Origin of the sequence: Sorangium sp. So ce363, from assembly GCF_051520435.1 — a bacterium.
Classification (GTDB): Bacteria; Myxococcota_A; Polyangia; order Polyangiales; family Polyangiaceae; genus Sorangium; species Sorangium cellulosum_B.
The window spans coordinates 8,963,194-8,977,507 of record NZ_CP150333.1; the positions used below are offsets into that span (position 1 = coordinate 8,963,194).

The window sequence follows — 14,314 nt, forward strand, 5'->3', positions numbered from 1 at the left end:
GCTGTCCGCGCGGTGTGGGCCCCGCGCCCCGAGCGCCCTTGCGCGCGCCGGACACATGCTAGAACTCGGCCGCAATGACGGTCCTCCAGGTCGCCGACCTCAGCTTCGGTTACGGCGCGGACAGGCTCTTCCAGGGCATCACCTTCTCCCTGGAGCAAGGCCAGCGCGCCGCGCTCGTCGCCCCGAACGGCGCGGGCAAATCGACGCTGCTCCGCCTCGTCGCCCGCGAGCTCACCCCCGACACGGGCTCGGTCGTGATCCGCAAGGGGATCCGGTTCGCGTACTTCCGGCAGTCGCACGAGCTCGCGGCCCAGGGCACGGTGCTCGACGCCTTCCTCTCCGGGTTCTCGGAGGTGCTCGAGCTGCGCCACGCCCTCACCGCGGCGCAGCACGCGGCCGCCAGCGGCAGCGAGGCCGATCTCGCCCGCCTCAGCGATCTCACCGACCGCTACCACATCGCCGGCGGCGACGACCTCGAGCGCCGCGTGGAGATCATCGCGGCCCACCTCGGGTTCTCGCCCGCCGACATGGATCGCCCCGTCTCGAGCCTGTCCGGCGGCGAGCGCGGGCGCCTGCAGCTCGGCGTGGTGCTCGCCATCGAGCCCGATCTCTTGCTGCTCGACGAGCCCACGAACCACCTCGACATCGAGACCATCACCTGGCTCGAGAAGCACCTCGCGGGCCTCGGCGGCGCGCTCCTCTGCGTCTCGCACGACCGCGCGTTCCTCGACGCCGTCTGCCCGCACACGTTCGAGCTCGGGCAGCGCAGCTTCCGCGCCTACCCGCTCAAGTACAGCGACTACGCCGTCGCCCGCGAGGAGGATCTCGCCCGGGAGCGGGAGCTCGCCGAGCGGCAGGAGGCGTTCGTCGCCAAGACCGAGGACTTCATCCGGCGCAACATCGCCGGCCAGAAGACGAAGCAGGCGCAGAGCCGGCGCAAGATGCTCGATAAGCTCGAGACGATCGACCGGCCCGAGGACGTGTGGGCGACCGCCGAGAGGGTCCGGTTCCGGTTCGCGCCCGCGCCGCGCAGCGGGGACATCGTGCTCGACGCGCGCGGGCTCGGCGCCTCGCGCGGCGGGCGCACGCTCTTCTCCGGCGTGGACCTCCTCCTGCGGCGCGGCGACCGCGTCGGCATCGTGGGGCCCAACGGGACGGGCAAATCGACGCTGCTCAAGCTGCTCGCCGGCGCGGGCGCGCCCGAGGACGCGGGCGACGTGCGGCGCGGGACGAACCTCTGCCAGGGCTACTTCGACCAGCACCTCGGCTCGCTCGACCCGTCGAGGACCGCGGTCGAGGAGATCCGCAGCGTGCGCGCCGACATGAACGTCGACGCGACACGCCAGTACCTGTCGCGCTTCCGGTTCTACGGGGACGACGCGCTCCGGAAGGTGCAGGGCTTCTCCGGCGGCGAGCGGAGCCGGCTCGCGCTCGGCAAGCTGCTCCTCGAGCCGCGCAACCTGCTCTTCCTCGACGAGCCGACGAACCACCTCGACATCCCCGCCGCCGAGATCCTCGAGGAGGCGCTCGCGGGCTTCGAGGGCACGGTGCTGCTCGTCTCGCACGACCGCAGGTTCCTGGAGGCGGTGACGACGCGCGTCGTCGCGGTGCGCGAGGGGCGCGTGGACATCTACCCCGGCGGCTTCCGCGACTACCGCGACAACCTCGAGAAGCTCGCGGCCGAGGCGGAGGAGGCGGAGCGCGCGCGCGAGGAGGGCGAGAGGGCGAAGGGCGCGCGCGGAGCGCGGAAGGCGGCGAGCGCGCCGCCGCCGCGCGAGGAGCCGCGGGCGGAGGCGGCGGACCGGGGCGCGAAGGCGTCTGGCCGCGCGGTGCGGCGGAGCGGCGCGACGATGCCGCCGCCGGCCGACGCGGGCGCGGGCGACGCGGCGGCGCGCCGGCGGGCGTTCGAGAGCGACAAGGCGACGGCGCGGGCGACGGAGCGCAAGCGCAAGCGGATCAAGGAGCTGGAGGCGGAGATCGCGGCGGGCGAGTCGCGGCTCGCGGAGATGCGCGAGGCGCTCAAGCAGGACCCGGGCGGCGACTGGGCGAAGCTCGCGGCGGCGGCGCGCGAGGAGCAGGCGCTCGCGAAGCGCGTCGACGCGGCGATGGCGGAGTGGATGGCGCTCAGCGAGGAGCTCGGGGCCTCGGCGACGGCGGGAGGCGAGGCGTGAAGCGGCGGGCGGGGGGCGCGCGGGGGGCTCGCGTCGCGGGGGTGCTGCTCGCGCTCGCGGCGGCGGCGCTCGGCCCGGCGTGCAAGGAGAAGCGCGACGACGGCACCACGCCCGCGCAGGCCGTCGCCGAGCTGCCGCCGCTCGAGCTCCGCGACGACACGGCGAACCTGATGCTGACGTGGATCGACGAGAAGGGCGACACGCACGTCGAGCTCCACCCGGCCGACGTGCCGGCCGAAGGACGCGCGCTCGTGCGCGCCATGCTCTCGGACCGGACGGAGGGGACGCGGGACGCGTTCTACGTCGCGGATCTGACGCAGAAGCGGCCGGACGGCACGTATGCGGTCCGGACGATGCCGCGGAGGGAATGGGAGTCGCTGCTGGAGAAGCGGCGCGCCGAGCACATCGCGAAGACGGCGCCGCCGCCCGCGGCGCCGGGCCCCGGCGGCTCGGCGGGCGCCGGCGCGCCGGGCGCGCCGAGCCACCTCGCGGGGGTCACGGTGATCATCTACGGCGCCTCGTGGTGCAAGCCGTGCCACCAGGCCGCGGACTACCTGCGCTCGAAGGGGATCGCCGCGGTGGTGAAGGACATCGAGGAGGACGCGGGCGCGGCCGCGGAGATGCAGGACAAGCTCGCGAAGAGCCACCAGCGCGGGGGCAGCATCCCGATCATCGACGTGCGGGGGCAGATCCTCGTGGGGTTCAGCCCGGGGGCGATCGACCAGGCGCTCGCCCGGGCGGCGGGCGGGACGACGCTCTGAGGCAGCCACGGCGGGCCTCCGCGCTCGTCAGGGGCATGGCCGGCTCGGGTCGCGGGGGGCGTGGCCGGCCCGGGCCGCAGCCCTGCGCTCGCTGACCGCTCGAAAGCGGCCCTATCTCGTGCTCCGCCATCCCCTCCTCTGGCGGAGTCCTTGTCTGCCGGGCCTCACGGCATCACCCCTCCCCCGCCGGTGTGCGCAGTCTGCTGGAGCTGCAGCGTCAGAACTGGCTGCACTCCACCTGCTCGATGGAGAGCCCCGCACGCGAGATCGCAGGGACGAGACGCTCGAGATACCAGGTAAAATCGACGATACCGGCGACCTCGTGCACGTCGCGCACGTTGATGGTGAGGCTGATCAGCAACCAGTCGTCGCTGGGATCCAGGAGGGATTCTCCGCCGGAACCAGCATCCTTGTGTACCAAGGAGACCCCCACAAGCTCGCCCACGTCCTCCTTGTGCTTGATCACGGCAAGGACATCCGACCAGCGATCGAGCCGCGCCCACTGCCAGTCGAAATCCCCTCGATCTCCGGCCGGCAAGTAGCTTATATGCCCATGATCATCGTAGGACCAACCAGCTTCGAGCAACGCGGCCACGACGTCCTGGAATTTCGACCTGAGTCCCGGAATGCGGATATCGATCGAGGCAGAGCGACTCATTCAAGCCTCAGTTGTTCATCTGGCGCGAGGACCGGAGGGGCAGCGGTGCCTACGTGGTTCATGAATCCTCCCGTCACCCATCACAGGAAGGATCCGAAGTTCGAGCACGATCGCGAGGGCTCCCCGATACAGCGTCATCGAGGGCTGATCCAGCACGACGTCGCCGCAGACACCGAAGAACGGGTCGTGTTCCTGGGATACGTCCAAGGCTCACCCGGCGCGGCATCCGCTGTCTGATCGACCCTGGCCTCGCTTGACACGCTGGCTCATGAAACCGTCTCGCACGGCGTTTGGTCGTCCGGATCACACCCGAGCGACATCGCGCTCGCGTGCCGCCATCCCCTGGCGACGCATGCAGGTTCTCGACTAGAATCGATGATCTCCCGTTCGGGAGGGGCCATGCGCGGCGTGCCTCTTTCTGTATCCATCCTCCTCTCTGTCGCGGTCGCCGCGTGCGACCAGGCCGCGCCTCCCGCCGAGACGCCGCCCGATCCAGCGGCCGCCCAGCCGCTGTCCGCGGCGGCAACCCCGGTGATCTCCGCCGTTACCTGGCCCCCTTCCGCCTCGCTCGACCGGACCGCGCTCGCGGCGCTCCCCAAGACGGCGGCTCACGCCGCCAGGACCTCGCGGGTCCCGGTGCTCGTGCCGTCCCGGCGCGAGCTCCTCGCGGCGCCGGTCCTCGTCGCCAGGGAGCACTGGACCTCGTTCTGGGCAAAGACGGACGCAATCACCGTCTCGCTCACGATGACCCGCCTATCGCGCAAGTATCCAAGCATTCCACCGTTCCGGGGGGCCCGCGCCGTGCGCGGGGCGCCTGCGTTCGTCACGGCGAACGAGGGTATCTGGAGCGCGTCGTGGACCGAGAACGGCGTCTCGTACGCGCTCGACGTCGAGTGCGCCTCCCCGGAGGCGCCGGCCTGCGCCTCGGACGCGCTCGTCCTCGAGCTCGCCTCGGCGCTCGTTTATGTGGGCGGCGACGAGCCCAGGGCCGCGGGGGACATGCCATGATCGCGCCGCTCCGCCCGCCGCGCCCCCGCCCCGCCGCGCTGGCCTCGCTGATCGCGACAGCCGCGCTCGCGCTCCCGCCGAGCGCCGTTGCGGCCGATCCGTTCTCGTACCGTCCGGCCGGCGAGCTCCTCTCAGGCTCGGGAGAGGGGCGCGCCGACGACGTCGTGTATGCGCCCTCCATGCGCTTTCCGTTCGAGGAGGGCCCGGCGTTCGCCAACTCCCAGGTCTACAGCAAAGGCGGGAGCGCGGGCCCGGCCGGTGGACAGTGCGATACGGACAACTACGCCTATCCGTGGCGCGACAACTACTGCGAGCTGCGCTCGTGGGAGATGCCTCTCTGCCCCTCCGGCACAGGGCACCAGGGGCAGGACATCCGGCCGGCGACGTGCGAGGCGGGGAGACACTGGGTCGTCGCGGTGGTGGATGGCACCATCACGAGCGTCGGCGGCTACTCTGTCTACCTGACCGGCGAGGACGGGACTCGCTACGACTACCTGCACATGTCGGATGTCCAGGTCTCGCCCGGCCAGGACGTGTCGCGGGGAGAGCGCATCGGGCGGGTGTCCAACGTCTACGGGAGCACGCCGACGACCATTCACCTGCACTTCAACGTGCGGCAGTCCGTGAGCGGCGTCGGCGTGGTCTACGTGCCGCCCTACACATCGCTCGTCGCCTCGTACGAGGCGCTGCTCAACGAGCCCCCCGAGGGCGCCCTCGAGACCGCCGGCTGCAGCGGTATCGCGGGATGGACCCGCGACCCGGACGCGGAGAGCGCGCCGGGCGACGCGCGGCTCTACTTCGACGTGCCCGCGACCGAGGACGGCGCGGAGGGCTACAGCTTCCCCGCGGACGTGCGCCGCGACGACCTCTGCGAGCCGCTCGGCTCGTGCGCGCACGGCTTCGAGGCGCCGATGCCGCTCAGCCTGCTCGGGGGCGACCACGCGGTCCACGCCTACGGGGTCGACGGCTCGAGCGGCGAGGAGGTGGAGCTCGAGGGGAGCCCGAGGGCCCTCGAGTGCCCGCTCGATCTGCCCTCCGGCGTGAGGCGGCCGCTCGGCGGCGACGGCGCGCTGGACGCCTGGGGGTTCTCGCGGTTCTGGGACGTCGCCAGCGCGCCGGACGCGGCGCTCCTGGCGCTGCCGGAGGGCGACGCGTTCCCGTCGTCGCCGCTGCTCGTGCGCGGCGACGACGGCGCGGCCTCCCTCTGGTTGATCGACGGCGCCGATCGGCGGGCCGTGCCGGATGCCGAGGTGGCCGCCGCCTGGCATCTCGATCCGGGCGAGGCCGTCGTGTGGCCGGCAGCGAGGCTCGCCGCGCTGCCGCTCGGGCCGGCGCTGCGGCCGCGCCCGTTCCTGGTGCAGGGCTCCGGGCCGGCGCTCCACGTCATCGACGCGCCGCCGCCGGGCGAAGGCGGCGGCGGGGCTGGCGAGGCCGGCTCCGGGGGCGCTCCAGCCACCGGAGACGCGGAGGAGGGCGCGCCCGGCATGAACGTCGGCGTTCACGGGCAGCTGCGCTGCGAGTGCGGCGCGGCCGGCGCGGGCGCCGCGGGCTCCGCTGGGGCGGGCTGGCAGCTCGGGCTCTTCGCGATGGCGGCGCTCGGCGCGGCCCGCACGCGGCGGCGCTCCGCGCGGCGCGCAGGTGGCGGCGCGAGGGCCGGCCGCCTCAGCCTTCGTGGATCTTGATCCCGGGGATCGACCGGAGCGGGCTCGCGTCCTCGACCCGCGAGCCCTCGAGGTAGACGTTCTTCAGGCTCTTGAGCTCCCGGAGCGGCGACACGTCGCTCACCCGCGTCCGCTTCATCTGGAGCATCTCGAGCTTCTTCAGGCCGGCGAGCGGGCTCACGTCGGTCACCTCGGTCTCATCGAGCTGGAGCTCGGTGAGGCTGGTGAGGCCGGCGAGCGGCGAGAGGTCGGCGACGGGCGTGCGGCCGATGTCGAGCCGGTCGAGCTTGACCAGGCCGGAGAGCGGCGAGAGGTCCTTGACCAGGGTCGCCGAGACGCGCAGCGACTCCAGCCGGAGCAGGCCCTTGATCGGGCGGAGGTCGTCGATCTTGCCCGGCGGCAGGTAGAGCCCTTTGACGCCCGTGAGCTCGGGGAAAATGCACGGATCGAGCTCGTCGAGCCCCTGGGCGTCCGACAGGTTCATCGTCTTGATGTTCTTGAGCTCGGCGCGCTTGATCGGCCCCTCGGGCTTCTGGAGCTGCTGCCGCACCTTGGCCTCGAGCGCCGGATGAGAGAAGGTCACCGGATCGCTCTTGGTGCACACCACCTCTTGCTTCTTCGGCGGCGCGCTGGCCGTGGCTGCGGGGCTCGCGGCAGGAGGCGCGTCGGCGGGTTTCGCCGCAGAAGGCGCGGCCGAGGCCGCTCCCGCAACGGGCTTCGGGGGCTCGTCGCAGCCGAGGAGGAGAAGGGCGACGCCAAGGGATGCAAGGACGAGAGGGCGAATCATCGCCGCGATGATACACGAGACGACGGAAGAGGGCCGCGTCTTCCAAAGGGCGCTCGCGCGCTACAGCGGCAACAGCAAAAGCCCTTGTCGCGAGTCGAGCTGCTCGGAGAACCAGTCCCGGTGGCGCCGCTCCACCGCGAGCGAGTGCCGGAGGACGTCGCGCGCGCGCTCGGAGAGGCCTTCGCGGAAGGATATCATCCGCTCGTAAGCAGCGCAGCTGTCCTCCTCGTAATGCCTCATCGCCTCGAGGATCGCGCGATCTCCGACCATCCCGTTCGTCAGCGCCTTGCTCTTCAGCTTGGGTCGGACGGCGCTCTCCATCGGCGGCTCGCCGAGCTCGTGGGCCAGGGCGGCGAGCACCTCGAGGTGACGCTCGTGATCGTGAAGGAAGCTCGCGAGCCGGCTCTTGTCGCCTGGTCGGTTCATCCGCGAGAGCGCTGCTGCGAGCGCGTCCACCGTGGACCAGTTGAGCTCGATCAGTTCGGTCAAGGACCCGATGAACGCGGCTTCGCCGCCGATCACGGACGCCATGGAATATCGCTCCTCTCCTCGCGGAAGCGGACCGCCCGCGTGAAGAGAGAGGTGGGCGGGTGCTTCTCCAGGCGTTCGATGCTCGCAAGCCCGGTGCCGGAGCCCGCCTGTGCAGCCGCTATCCATCGCTGCGCGCGCGTCGTCCAGGAAACCCGCGGTTCTCCACGCTTGTCGCCCGCCGCCGCGCCCGAGACGGCCCGCTCCAGGGCCCGCGCTCGAGGGGATGCGAAGACTCAACCCAGATCGAGGCCGCGGTCGCGGCGCTGGGTCGAGCGCGCGCCGGACCAGGACGGAGCCGTGACGTGCCGGGGCGCGATCGGCGCATGCTCACGCCGCGCCAGGCAGCGAAGCGCGAGCACGTCCTGGACATGAGCGCACCTCCGCGCAAAGCGCGAAGGCGGCGTCGTCCAGGTCAGGATCAGGAGAGGAGAGATGGACTTCGGTCGAGAGCGCTCCGGCGGCGCGCTCGGCGGAGATGCCGCTACTTCTTGCCAAAAAGGCCGCCGAGCGAGCCTGCGAGGCTGCCGACGTCGAGGTTGGCGATGGCGGGGGCCGCCGCGCCGAGCGCGGTGTCGACGTGGGCGGCGAGCGGCGCGGGGAGCTTCTCTTTCAGAAAACCGACCACCGTCTCCACGGCCACGCGGGCCTTGTCTTCCGAGATACCAACCTTCTCTGCGACCTGTCGTACCAGCTCGTCCATGGCCTCGACGCTCATCCTTTCTGCGCGAGCCGCGCATCCGGGGCGAGCATCCACGCGCCGATCGGCGCCGGCAAGGGAATTCGGCGCCGCGCGCTGCGCGCTGCGCGCTCGACGACGTGGCCCCTCGCACCAGCGCGCGGCGGCATGTGCCCTCGTGGTGAGCCGCATCGTGGTGGGCCCCGCGCGACAATCCCCCTGGTCATTTCGTAAAGGGTGTTGTTGAATCAGGGGATCTCGGCTTGGCCGATGCGGGTGAGGAGGGAGAACCATGTCTGGGTCCGCAAGTCACGAACCTGCGCTCCTCGTCGAGCTCACCCAGACGGCCGGTCTCCTCTACATGGCTGCCTGAAAGGAGCGAGGGGTATGTCGAAATTCCGCTTGAGCCGACGTGCCATGCTGCGAGGCGCCGGCGCCATCGCCGTCGCGCTCCCGTGGCTGGAGATCATGGGAACCGAGCGCCCGGCGCGCGCGCAACCCGCCCCCGCCCGGCGCTTCCTCGCCGTCTACACGCCCGGCGGGACCTTGATCGACCGCTGGCGTCCGACCGGCACCGAGACGAGCTTCACCCTGGGCCCCATCCTGGCGCCGCTCGCGCCGGTGCAGGACCGGCTGCTCGTCGTCGACGGCCTCGACATGAAGAGCGCGCGCGGGGAGCAGCACCAGAGCGGGATCATCGCCTGGCTCACCGGCACGGCGCAAGCGCAAGACGGCTCCAGCAGCGGCGGCTACGGGAGCGGGCCGTCCATCGATCAGGTGATCGCCTCCCGGATCTCCGCCGGTCAGAAGGCGAAGGCGAGCCTCCAGCTCGCGGTGCGCTGGGCGACGGGCAAGTCCCACGGCCTGATGTCGCCGATGAACGTCGTCAATTTCGAGGACACCGCGACGCACAACCCCATCCCGCCGCGTCTCGATCCGGTCGAGGCCTTCACCGAGCTCTTTGGCACGCTGAACCCCGGCGCCCGCAACGACGCCGCCCTCCGCCTCGCGCGGAAGCGATCGATCCTCGACTTCGTCGACCGGCGCTACGCCGCCGTCTCCGCGGGGCTCGGCGCGGCCGACAAGCAGAAGATCGACCAGCACCTGACGAAGATCCGCGAGATCGAGCAGAGCCTCAGCAGCACGCCGGCTGCGACGAGCGCTTGCCGGGCCCCGACGATGATCGACACGTCCGACTACGACCCGAGCACGGGGCTCAACTCGTCCGACGACGGCGCGATCGTGGACAGCTCGACCGACGCGGCCATCCCCAAGGTGGGCAAGCTGATGACGGACATGCTGGTGATGGCGCTCGCCTGCGACATCACCGCGGTCGGCACCCTGCAATGGAGCGACACCGAGGCGAAGCACACGTTGCCGTGGCTGAACCTGACCGAGAACCACCATTTCTACCAGCACAACGGCGGCTTCAGGCCGGCCGAGTGCGAGATCATCCACACCTGGTACTCGGAGCAGCACCTCCATCTCTTGCAGGAGATGGAGAAGGTCGACATGGGCGGGCGCTCGCTGCTCGACGAGAGCGTCGTCTTCTTCGGCTCCGAGATCTCGGATCCGGCGACCCACGCGAAGACGGACATGCCGTTCCTGCTGGCCGGCGGCGGCGGGGGCCTGCGCACCGGGCGCTGGGTCCGGTACCCGAATCTCCCGCACAACAACCTGCTCGTCTCGATCTTGAACCTGTTCGGCGACACTCGCACCAGGTTCGGCGGGCTGGAGTACTGCACCGGGCCGCTCACGAACCTCACGTAGGGCCGGAGGTGCCCTAGGTCTCCCGCTCGAGCGCGCGCACCAGCAGCGGCGCCACCGAGTGGAGGGCGCCGGGCGCATCGGCGAGCTGCTGGCTGCCAGGGTGCGAGTCGGTCCCGAGCAGCGTCGTGAACACGGAAGCCTTCCTGATCTTCTCGAGCGAGTCGCCCGGCAAGACGAGGTGGCTCGCGACGGCGTGGACCTTGGATGCGCCGGCGGCGAGGTAGGCGCGCCCCGCCTGGACGAGCGATGAGCCGGTGCGGACCATGTCATCGTAGATGACGACCTCGCGGCCCGAGACATCGGCGTTGATGCCGGTCACGCCGACGCCGTCGCCTCTCCGCTCCTTGTACACGAACGCCGGCTCGACGCCGAGGCCGCGGGCGAGGCTCTGCACCCATTTGGCCCGACCGGCGTCCGTCGCCGCCAGCACGTACGGGCGATCGCCCATCAGCTCGCGGACCGCCTGCGTGATGAGCGGAGCGCCGTAGAGGTGGCGCGTCACGTGCGAGTCGCTGAAGTAGAACTCGATGCCATCGGTGTGCAGATCGAAGAGGAAGATGCGCGTGCCCGCGTCGCACGAGGGGATCGCCGAGATGAGCCGCGCCCGCGTCTTCGCGGTCACCACCTCGCCCGGCTTCACGGCCCTCTCCATGGTCGCGTAGCCGAAATAAGGCATCACGATGGAGAGCGACCGCGCGCCTGCGCGCGAGATGGCGCAGCCGAGGTCGTAGATCTCCAGCCAGTCGAGGTCCCGGGGGGCGCCGCCGAGCAGGACCACGTCGCGCCCCCAGCAGTCGACCGCGACGCGCAGGTAGCGCTCGCCGTCGGGGAAGCTCTTGCGCTCGACGAGGCCGCGCTCGAAGTCGCCCGCGGCCAGGAAGGCAGGCTCGAGGTAGCTGTACGAGCTGATCGTGATGAGCAGGCGCCGCTGGCTCATCGCGCACCTCGGCGGGTCGTCCGGGCCGGAGCGGGCCCTCGGCGCGCGCCCCGGGCGGGCGCGGCCTTCGCCGCCCTCGCGAACGGCGCAGCCTTCCCTGCCTTCGCGAACGGCGCAGCCTTCCCTGGCTTGGCGGGCGGCGCAGCCTTCCCTGCCTTCGCGGGCGGCGCAGCCTTCGCCGCCCTCGCGAACGGCGCAGCCTTCCCTGCCTTCGCGGGCGGCGCGCCCTCTCGGGCCCTCGCGGGCGGCGCGCCCACGCTGGCGAGGACGCTCTTCAGGTGGGGCTCCGCGCCTGGTTCGCTGGGAAAATCGACGGGATCGGGGAGATCTTTCATCTGCACGACGTCGCATCCTGCTTCACGCGCGGCCTCGTGCAAATGACGCCGGAACCTGGCGCGCGCGATGCCGCGGTGGTTGGTGCAGGCGAGCAGCCTGCCGCCCGGGGCGAGCACGCGGAAGGCGAGCGCGGCGAGCGCGCCGAAATCGCTCGCAGCGCTGAAGCGGCTCTTCTTCGTGGTCGCGAAGCTCGGCGGATCGAGCACGACGAGGTCGAAGCGCCGGTCGGACTGGGCGGCGGCCTTCAGCCACGGAAACACGTCGGCCTCGACCACGACGTGCGCCGCCGGGTCCGCGCCGATCGCGGCGAGGTTGTCGCGCGCCCAGGCGACAACGCCCCGGGACACGTCGACCGTCACGCTCTCGCGCGCGCCGCCCGCCACGGCCGCCACGGTGAACGCCCCCGTGTAGGCGAACAGGTTCAGCACCCGGGCCCCCCGGGCCAGCTCCCGCACCCGCCGCCGGTTCTCGCGCTGGTCGAGGAAGATGCCGGTCGAGAGCCCGTCGCCGAGCCGCACCTTGAACGGCAAGCCGTGCTCGAGGACGGTGAACTCCTCCGGGGCGTCCTCCCCTCGGACGGCGTGCCGCGGCGCGAACTCCTCGCGCCGCGCGTCGACGATGACGCTCGCGTGCTTCGGGCGCGCCTTGAGGTAGACGCCCTTCGCCCCGAGCCGGTGGGCCGCGTCGAGCACGAGGTCCCGGGGCGGCGCGCCCGGCTCGCCCTCGCCCGCGCCGAACAGCGACACGACGAGGTGCTCGCCGTACAGGTCGACGGAGACGGAGGGGAGGCCGTCACCCGCGCCATGGACGAGCCGGAGCGCCGTGGTGTCACCGGCGCGCGCGATCCCGTACCGCCGCTCGGCGGCCTCGCGCATGGCGCGCTCGACGGCCGCGACGCCGCCCGCGTACGGGTCCGCCGGCGCGGCCGCGAGCCACGCCTCGAAGACTGCTGGCAGCTGCGAGCGGAAGGTCGCGGCCGCGCCCGTGGCCGGGTGATCGAGGCGGAGCTCGGCGGCGTGCAGGAGCAGGCGCGGGGCCTCGGGGCCGCCGTAGAGCGGATCGCCGGCGATGGGGAGGCCGATCGCCGCGAGCTGCACCCGGAGCTGATGCGTGCGGCCTGTCTCGGGCCGGAGCTCGAGCAGGGCGCGGTCGCCGCGGCGCTCGAGGAGGCGGTAGCGGGTGATCGCCAGCACGCCGCTCGCGGCCCGATCCTCCCGCCCCGCGGCCCGATCCTCCCGCTTCGCGGCCCGATCCTCCCGCCCCGCGGCCCGATCCTCCCGCTTCGCGGCCCGATCCTCTCGCGCCCCGCCGGTCTCGGCGAGCGCGCGCATCGCACCTCCCGGCGCCGGGACGAGGCGGTGCCGCAGGGTGCCGCGCGGCGGGCGATCGCCGAAGCCGGAGACCGAGGCGACGTACGTCTTCTGCACCGTGCGCCCCTCGAACTGCCGCGCGACGGCGGCGTTCGCCTCGCGCCGCCGCGTGAACAGGAGGACGCCCGACGTGTCGCGATCGAGCCGCTGGTGGATCCCGAGGTACGCCTCCGCGTCGCCCCGGCCGCGGAGGAAGGCGCGGAGGCGCGTCACCATGTCGTCGATCCGCTCCGCCTCCGGCGCGTGCGTCGACAGGCCAGCCGGCTTGTCGACGACGATGAGATCGGCATCCTCGGCGAGGATCCACTCCGGATGGATGTCGGGAAAGAGCTCCGAGAGCGAGAGGCGCGGGGTCATCAGTTCTGCTTGACGTCGGTGCCGGGCGGCGCCGTGAACTGGAACTCCGCCGGATCGATCGACGCGGGCTGCGACGCGTTCTCGAAGTCGAACCGGTTCCGGTTGCCCTGCGCGTCGACGATGAGGACGCGGCGCACGACGCCAGGGTCCTTCTTCGCGAGGAGCGCCTTGTCGATATAGAACATCACGAATTCGTAGTGGGGAGTCGGCGCACGCGGCTTGCCGACGAGCACGGGGCCGCCCTCGAACTTCGCCTTCTCGTTGAAGGTGAACGTGAACGACGGGCGGAGCCCGTGGCCCATGAGGAACGAGAGGGCGCCCGGATACTCCGAGTTCTGCACCGGCGTGACGAACATCTGCCGGTCCTCGGCGACGTAGACCTTGAGCGACACGCCGTCGGAGACGATGCGGTTCTGGTTCGGCGGATCGTAGCGAAACGAGATCCTGTCCGGCTTCTGGACCGACAGCGCGCCGCTCTGCTTCTTGACGGCCCCCGAGACCTTCTGCGTGTGCTCCTGCTTGAAGCGGGCCGAGTACGTCTTCTTGCCCACAAAGATCGCGTCGACCTCGGCCGCGACGGCGTCCGCGGATCCCGCCTCGGCGGGCGGCACCGCGGGCGGCGCCGCCGTGCCGGGCGCGGGCGCGGAGGTCGCCGCCGGCGCCTCGGCGCGCCCTCCGCCCGCGTCGCGCGCTGCCGCGTCGCCGACGGGCGTCCCCGCGTCGCGCGCCGCCGTCGCGGCGCCCGCGTCCTCGCGCTTCCGGCCCGCGTCGGTCGACGCACCGCCGCCCGCCGCGTCCGTCGCCGCCGGAGCGCCCGCGCTGGCAGCCGCCGCGGGGGCGCTCGCCTGCGGCGGCGCGTCGACCGAGTGCGGCGTCGCGTCGACCGGCTGCGGCTGGGCCGGCGCGGCGGCGGAGGGCGAGGCGTCGGGCGCCGCGCCGACGGGCGCGGGCGGCGCGTCGCAGGCCGCCACGACCAGGGCAGCGGCCGGGACGAGGGCGACGAGGCGGAGGCGGTTCATCGAAGAGCTCGCTTTCAAGGAGAGTGCGTCGCGTGTTCTAGGACAGGTAGGGCCGAGGTGGTAGCGCCGACCTCCACCACCCCGAGCCCCGCGCCGACGGCATCGATGGCGATCTCGCAGCGTCGCCGGGACGCTCGCGACCGTCGTCGCTCGAAAATTGGGCTGCGCCGAGGTCAGGAACGCCGACGCGCGCCGGGGCACGCGCTGGCGACGACGTCGTCACGGGCCCCCGGGGCGAGACCATGTCTTGACCCCTATTTCCACGTAGCCCA

General features: G+C 72.2%; 12 protein-coding genes. 5 read left to right on the plus strand and 7 right to left on the minus strand.

Annotated elements, in window-relative coordinates; all coding sequences use genetic code 11:
- Positions 1-74: 74 nt before the first annotated feature.
- Both WMF12_RS33740 and WMF12_RS33745 read left to right on the plus strand, forming a co-directional pair.
- Positions 75-2,171, plus strand: a complete 2,097-nt coding sequence (locus WMF12_RS33740; protein WP_437852043.1) for an ABC-F family ATP-binding cassette domain-containing protein — start codon at positions 75-77, stop codon at positions 2,169-2,171.
- Positions 2,168-2,932, plus strand: a complete 765-nt coding sequence (locus tag WMF12_RS33745; protein WP_437852045.1) for a glutaredoxin domain-containing protein — start codon at positions 2,168-2,170, stop codon at positions 2,930-2,932. The genes WMF12_RS33740 and WMF12_RS33745 overlap by 4 nt, the downstream gene beginning before the upstream one ends.
- Positions 2,933-3,149: 217 nt before the next feature.
- Here the strand turns inward: WMF12_RS33745 and WMF12_RS33750 are convergent, their stop codons facing one another.
- Entirely contained in the window at positions 3,150-3,590 is a 441-nt protein-coding gene (locus WMF12_RS33750; protein WP_437852047.1) for a hypothetical protein, read from the minus strand.
- Between the two features lie 375 nt (positions 3,591-3,965).
- On the opposite strand from WMF12_RS33750, the gene WMF12_RS33755 reads away from it, so the two are divergent.
- Entirely contained in the window at positions 3,966-4,598 is a 633-nt protein-coding gene (locus WMF12_RS33755) for a hypothetical protein (protein ID WP_437852049.1), read from the plus strand.
- The gene (locus WMF12_RS33760; protein WP_437852050.1) at positions 4,595-6,280 is read left to right on the plus strand and encodes a M23 family metallopeptidase; all 1,686 of its coding nucleotides are present in this window, start codon (positions 4,595-4,597) and stop codon (positions 6,278-6,280) included. Before WMF12_RS33755 ends, WMF12_RS33760 begins: the two co-directional genes overlap by 4 nt.
- On the opposite strand, the gene WMF12_RS33765 is transcribed toward WMF12_RS33760, so the two are convergent.
- The 3 genes from WMF12_RS33765 to WMF12_RS33775 form a co-directional block, all read right to left on the minus strand.
- On the minus strand, positions 6,261-7,046 hold the full coding sequence (locus WMF12_RS33765; RefSeq protein WP_437852052.1) for a leucine-rich repeat domain-containing protein: 786 nt from the start codon (positions 7,044-7,046) through the stop codon (positions 6,261-6,263). The two genes, WMF12_RS33760 and WMF12_RS33765, sit on opposite strands and share 20 nt — an antisense overlap.
- Before the next feature lie 60 nt (positions 7,047-7,106).
- Positions 7,107-7,577: a ferritin-like domain-containing protein gene (locus WMF12_RS33770; protein ID WP_437740797.1), complete on the minus strand. Its 471-nt coding sequence runs from the start codon at positions 7,575-7,577 to the stop codon at positions 7,107-7,109.
- A 481-nt stretch (positions 7,578-8,058) separates the two neighbouring features.
- Entirely contained in the window at positions 8,059-8,277 is a 219-nt protein-coding gene (locus WMF12_RS33775) for a hypothetical protein (protein ID WP_437524272.1), read from the minus strand.
- 393 nt (positions 8,278-8,670) lie between these two features.
- Between WMF12_RS33775 and WMF12_RS33780 the strand changes: the two genes are divergently transcribed.
- A complete protein-coding gene (locus WMF12_RS33780) occupies positions 8,671-10,023 on the plus strand; it encodes a DUF1552 domain-containing protein (protein WP_437873915.1) in 1,353 nt (450 codons plus the stop codon).
- A 13-nt stretch (positions 10,024-10,036) separates the two neighbouring features.
- Here the strand turns inward: WMF12_RS33780 and prs are convergent, their stop codons facing one another.
- The 3 genes from prs to WMF12_RS33795 are packed head-to-tail and all read right to left on the minus strand — an operon-like array spanning position 10,037 to position 14,042.
- Positions 10,037-10,960, minus strand: a complete 924-nt coding sequence (prs, locus tag WMF12_RS33785) for a ribose-phosphate diphosphokinase (protein ID WP_437524274.1) — start codon at positions 10,958-10,960, stop codon at positions 10,037-10,039.
- Positions 10,957-13,023 (minus strand): class I SAM-dependent methyltransferase, encoded by a 2,067-nt coding sequence (locus tag WMF12_RS33790; protein ID WP_437852054.1) that lies wholly within the window; start codon positions 13,021-13,023, stop codon positions 10,957-10,959. The genes prs and WMF12_RS33790 overlap by 4 nt, the downstream gene beginning before the upstream one ends.
- On the minus strand, positions 13,023-14,042 hold the full coding sequence (locus WMF12_RS33795; protein WP_437852056.1) for a LolA family protein: 1,020 nt from the start codon (positions 14,040-14,042) through the stop codon (positions 13,023-13,025). The genes WMF12_RS33790 and WMF12_RS33795 overlap by 1 nt, the downstream gene beginning before the upstream one ends.
- Between the last annotated feature and the right edge of the window lie 272 nt (positions 14,043-14,314).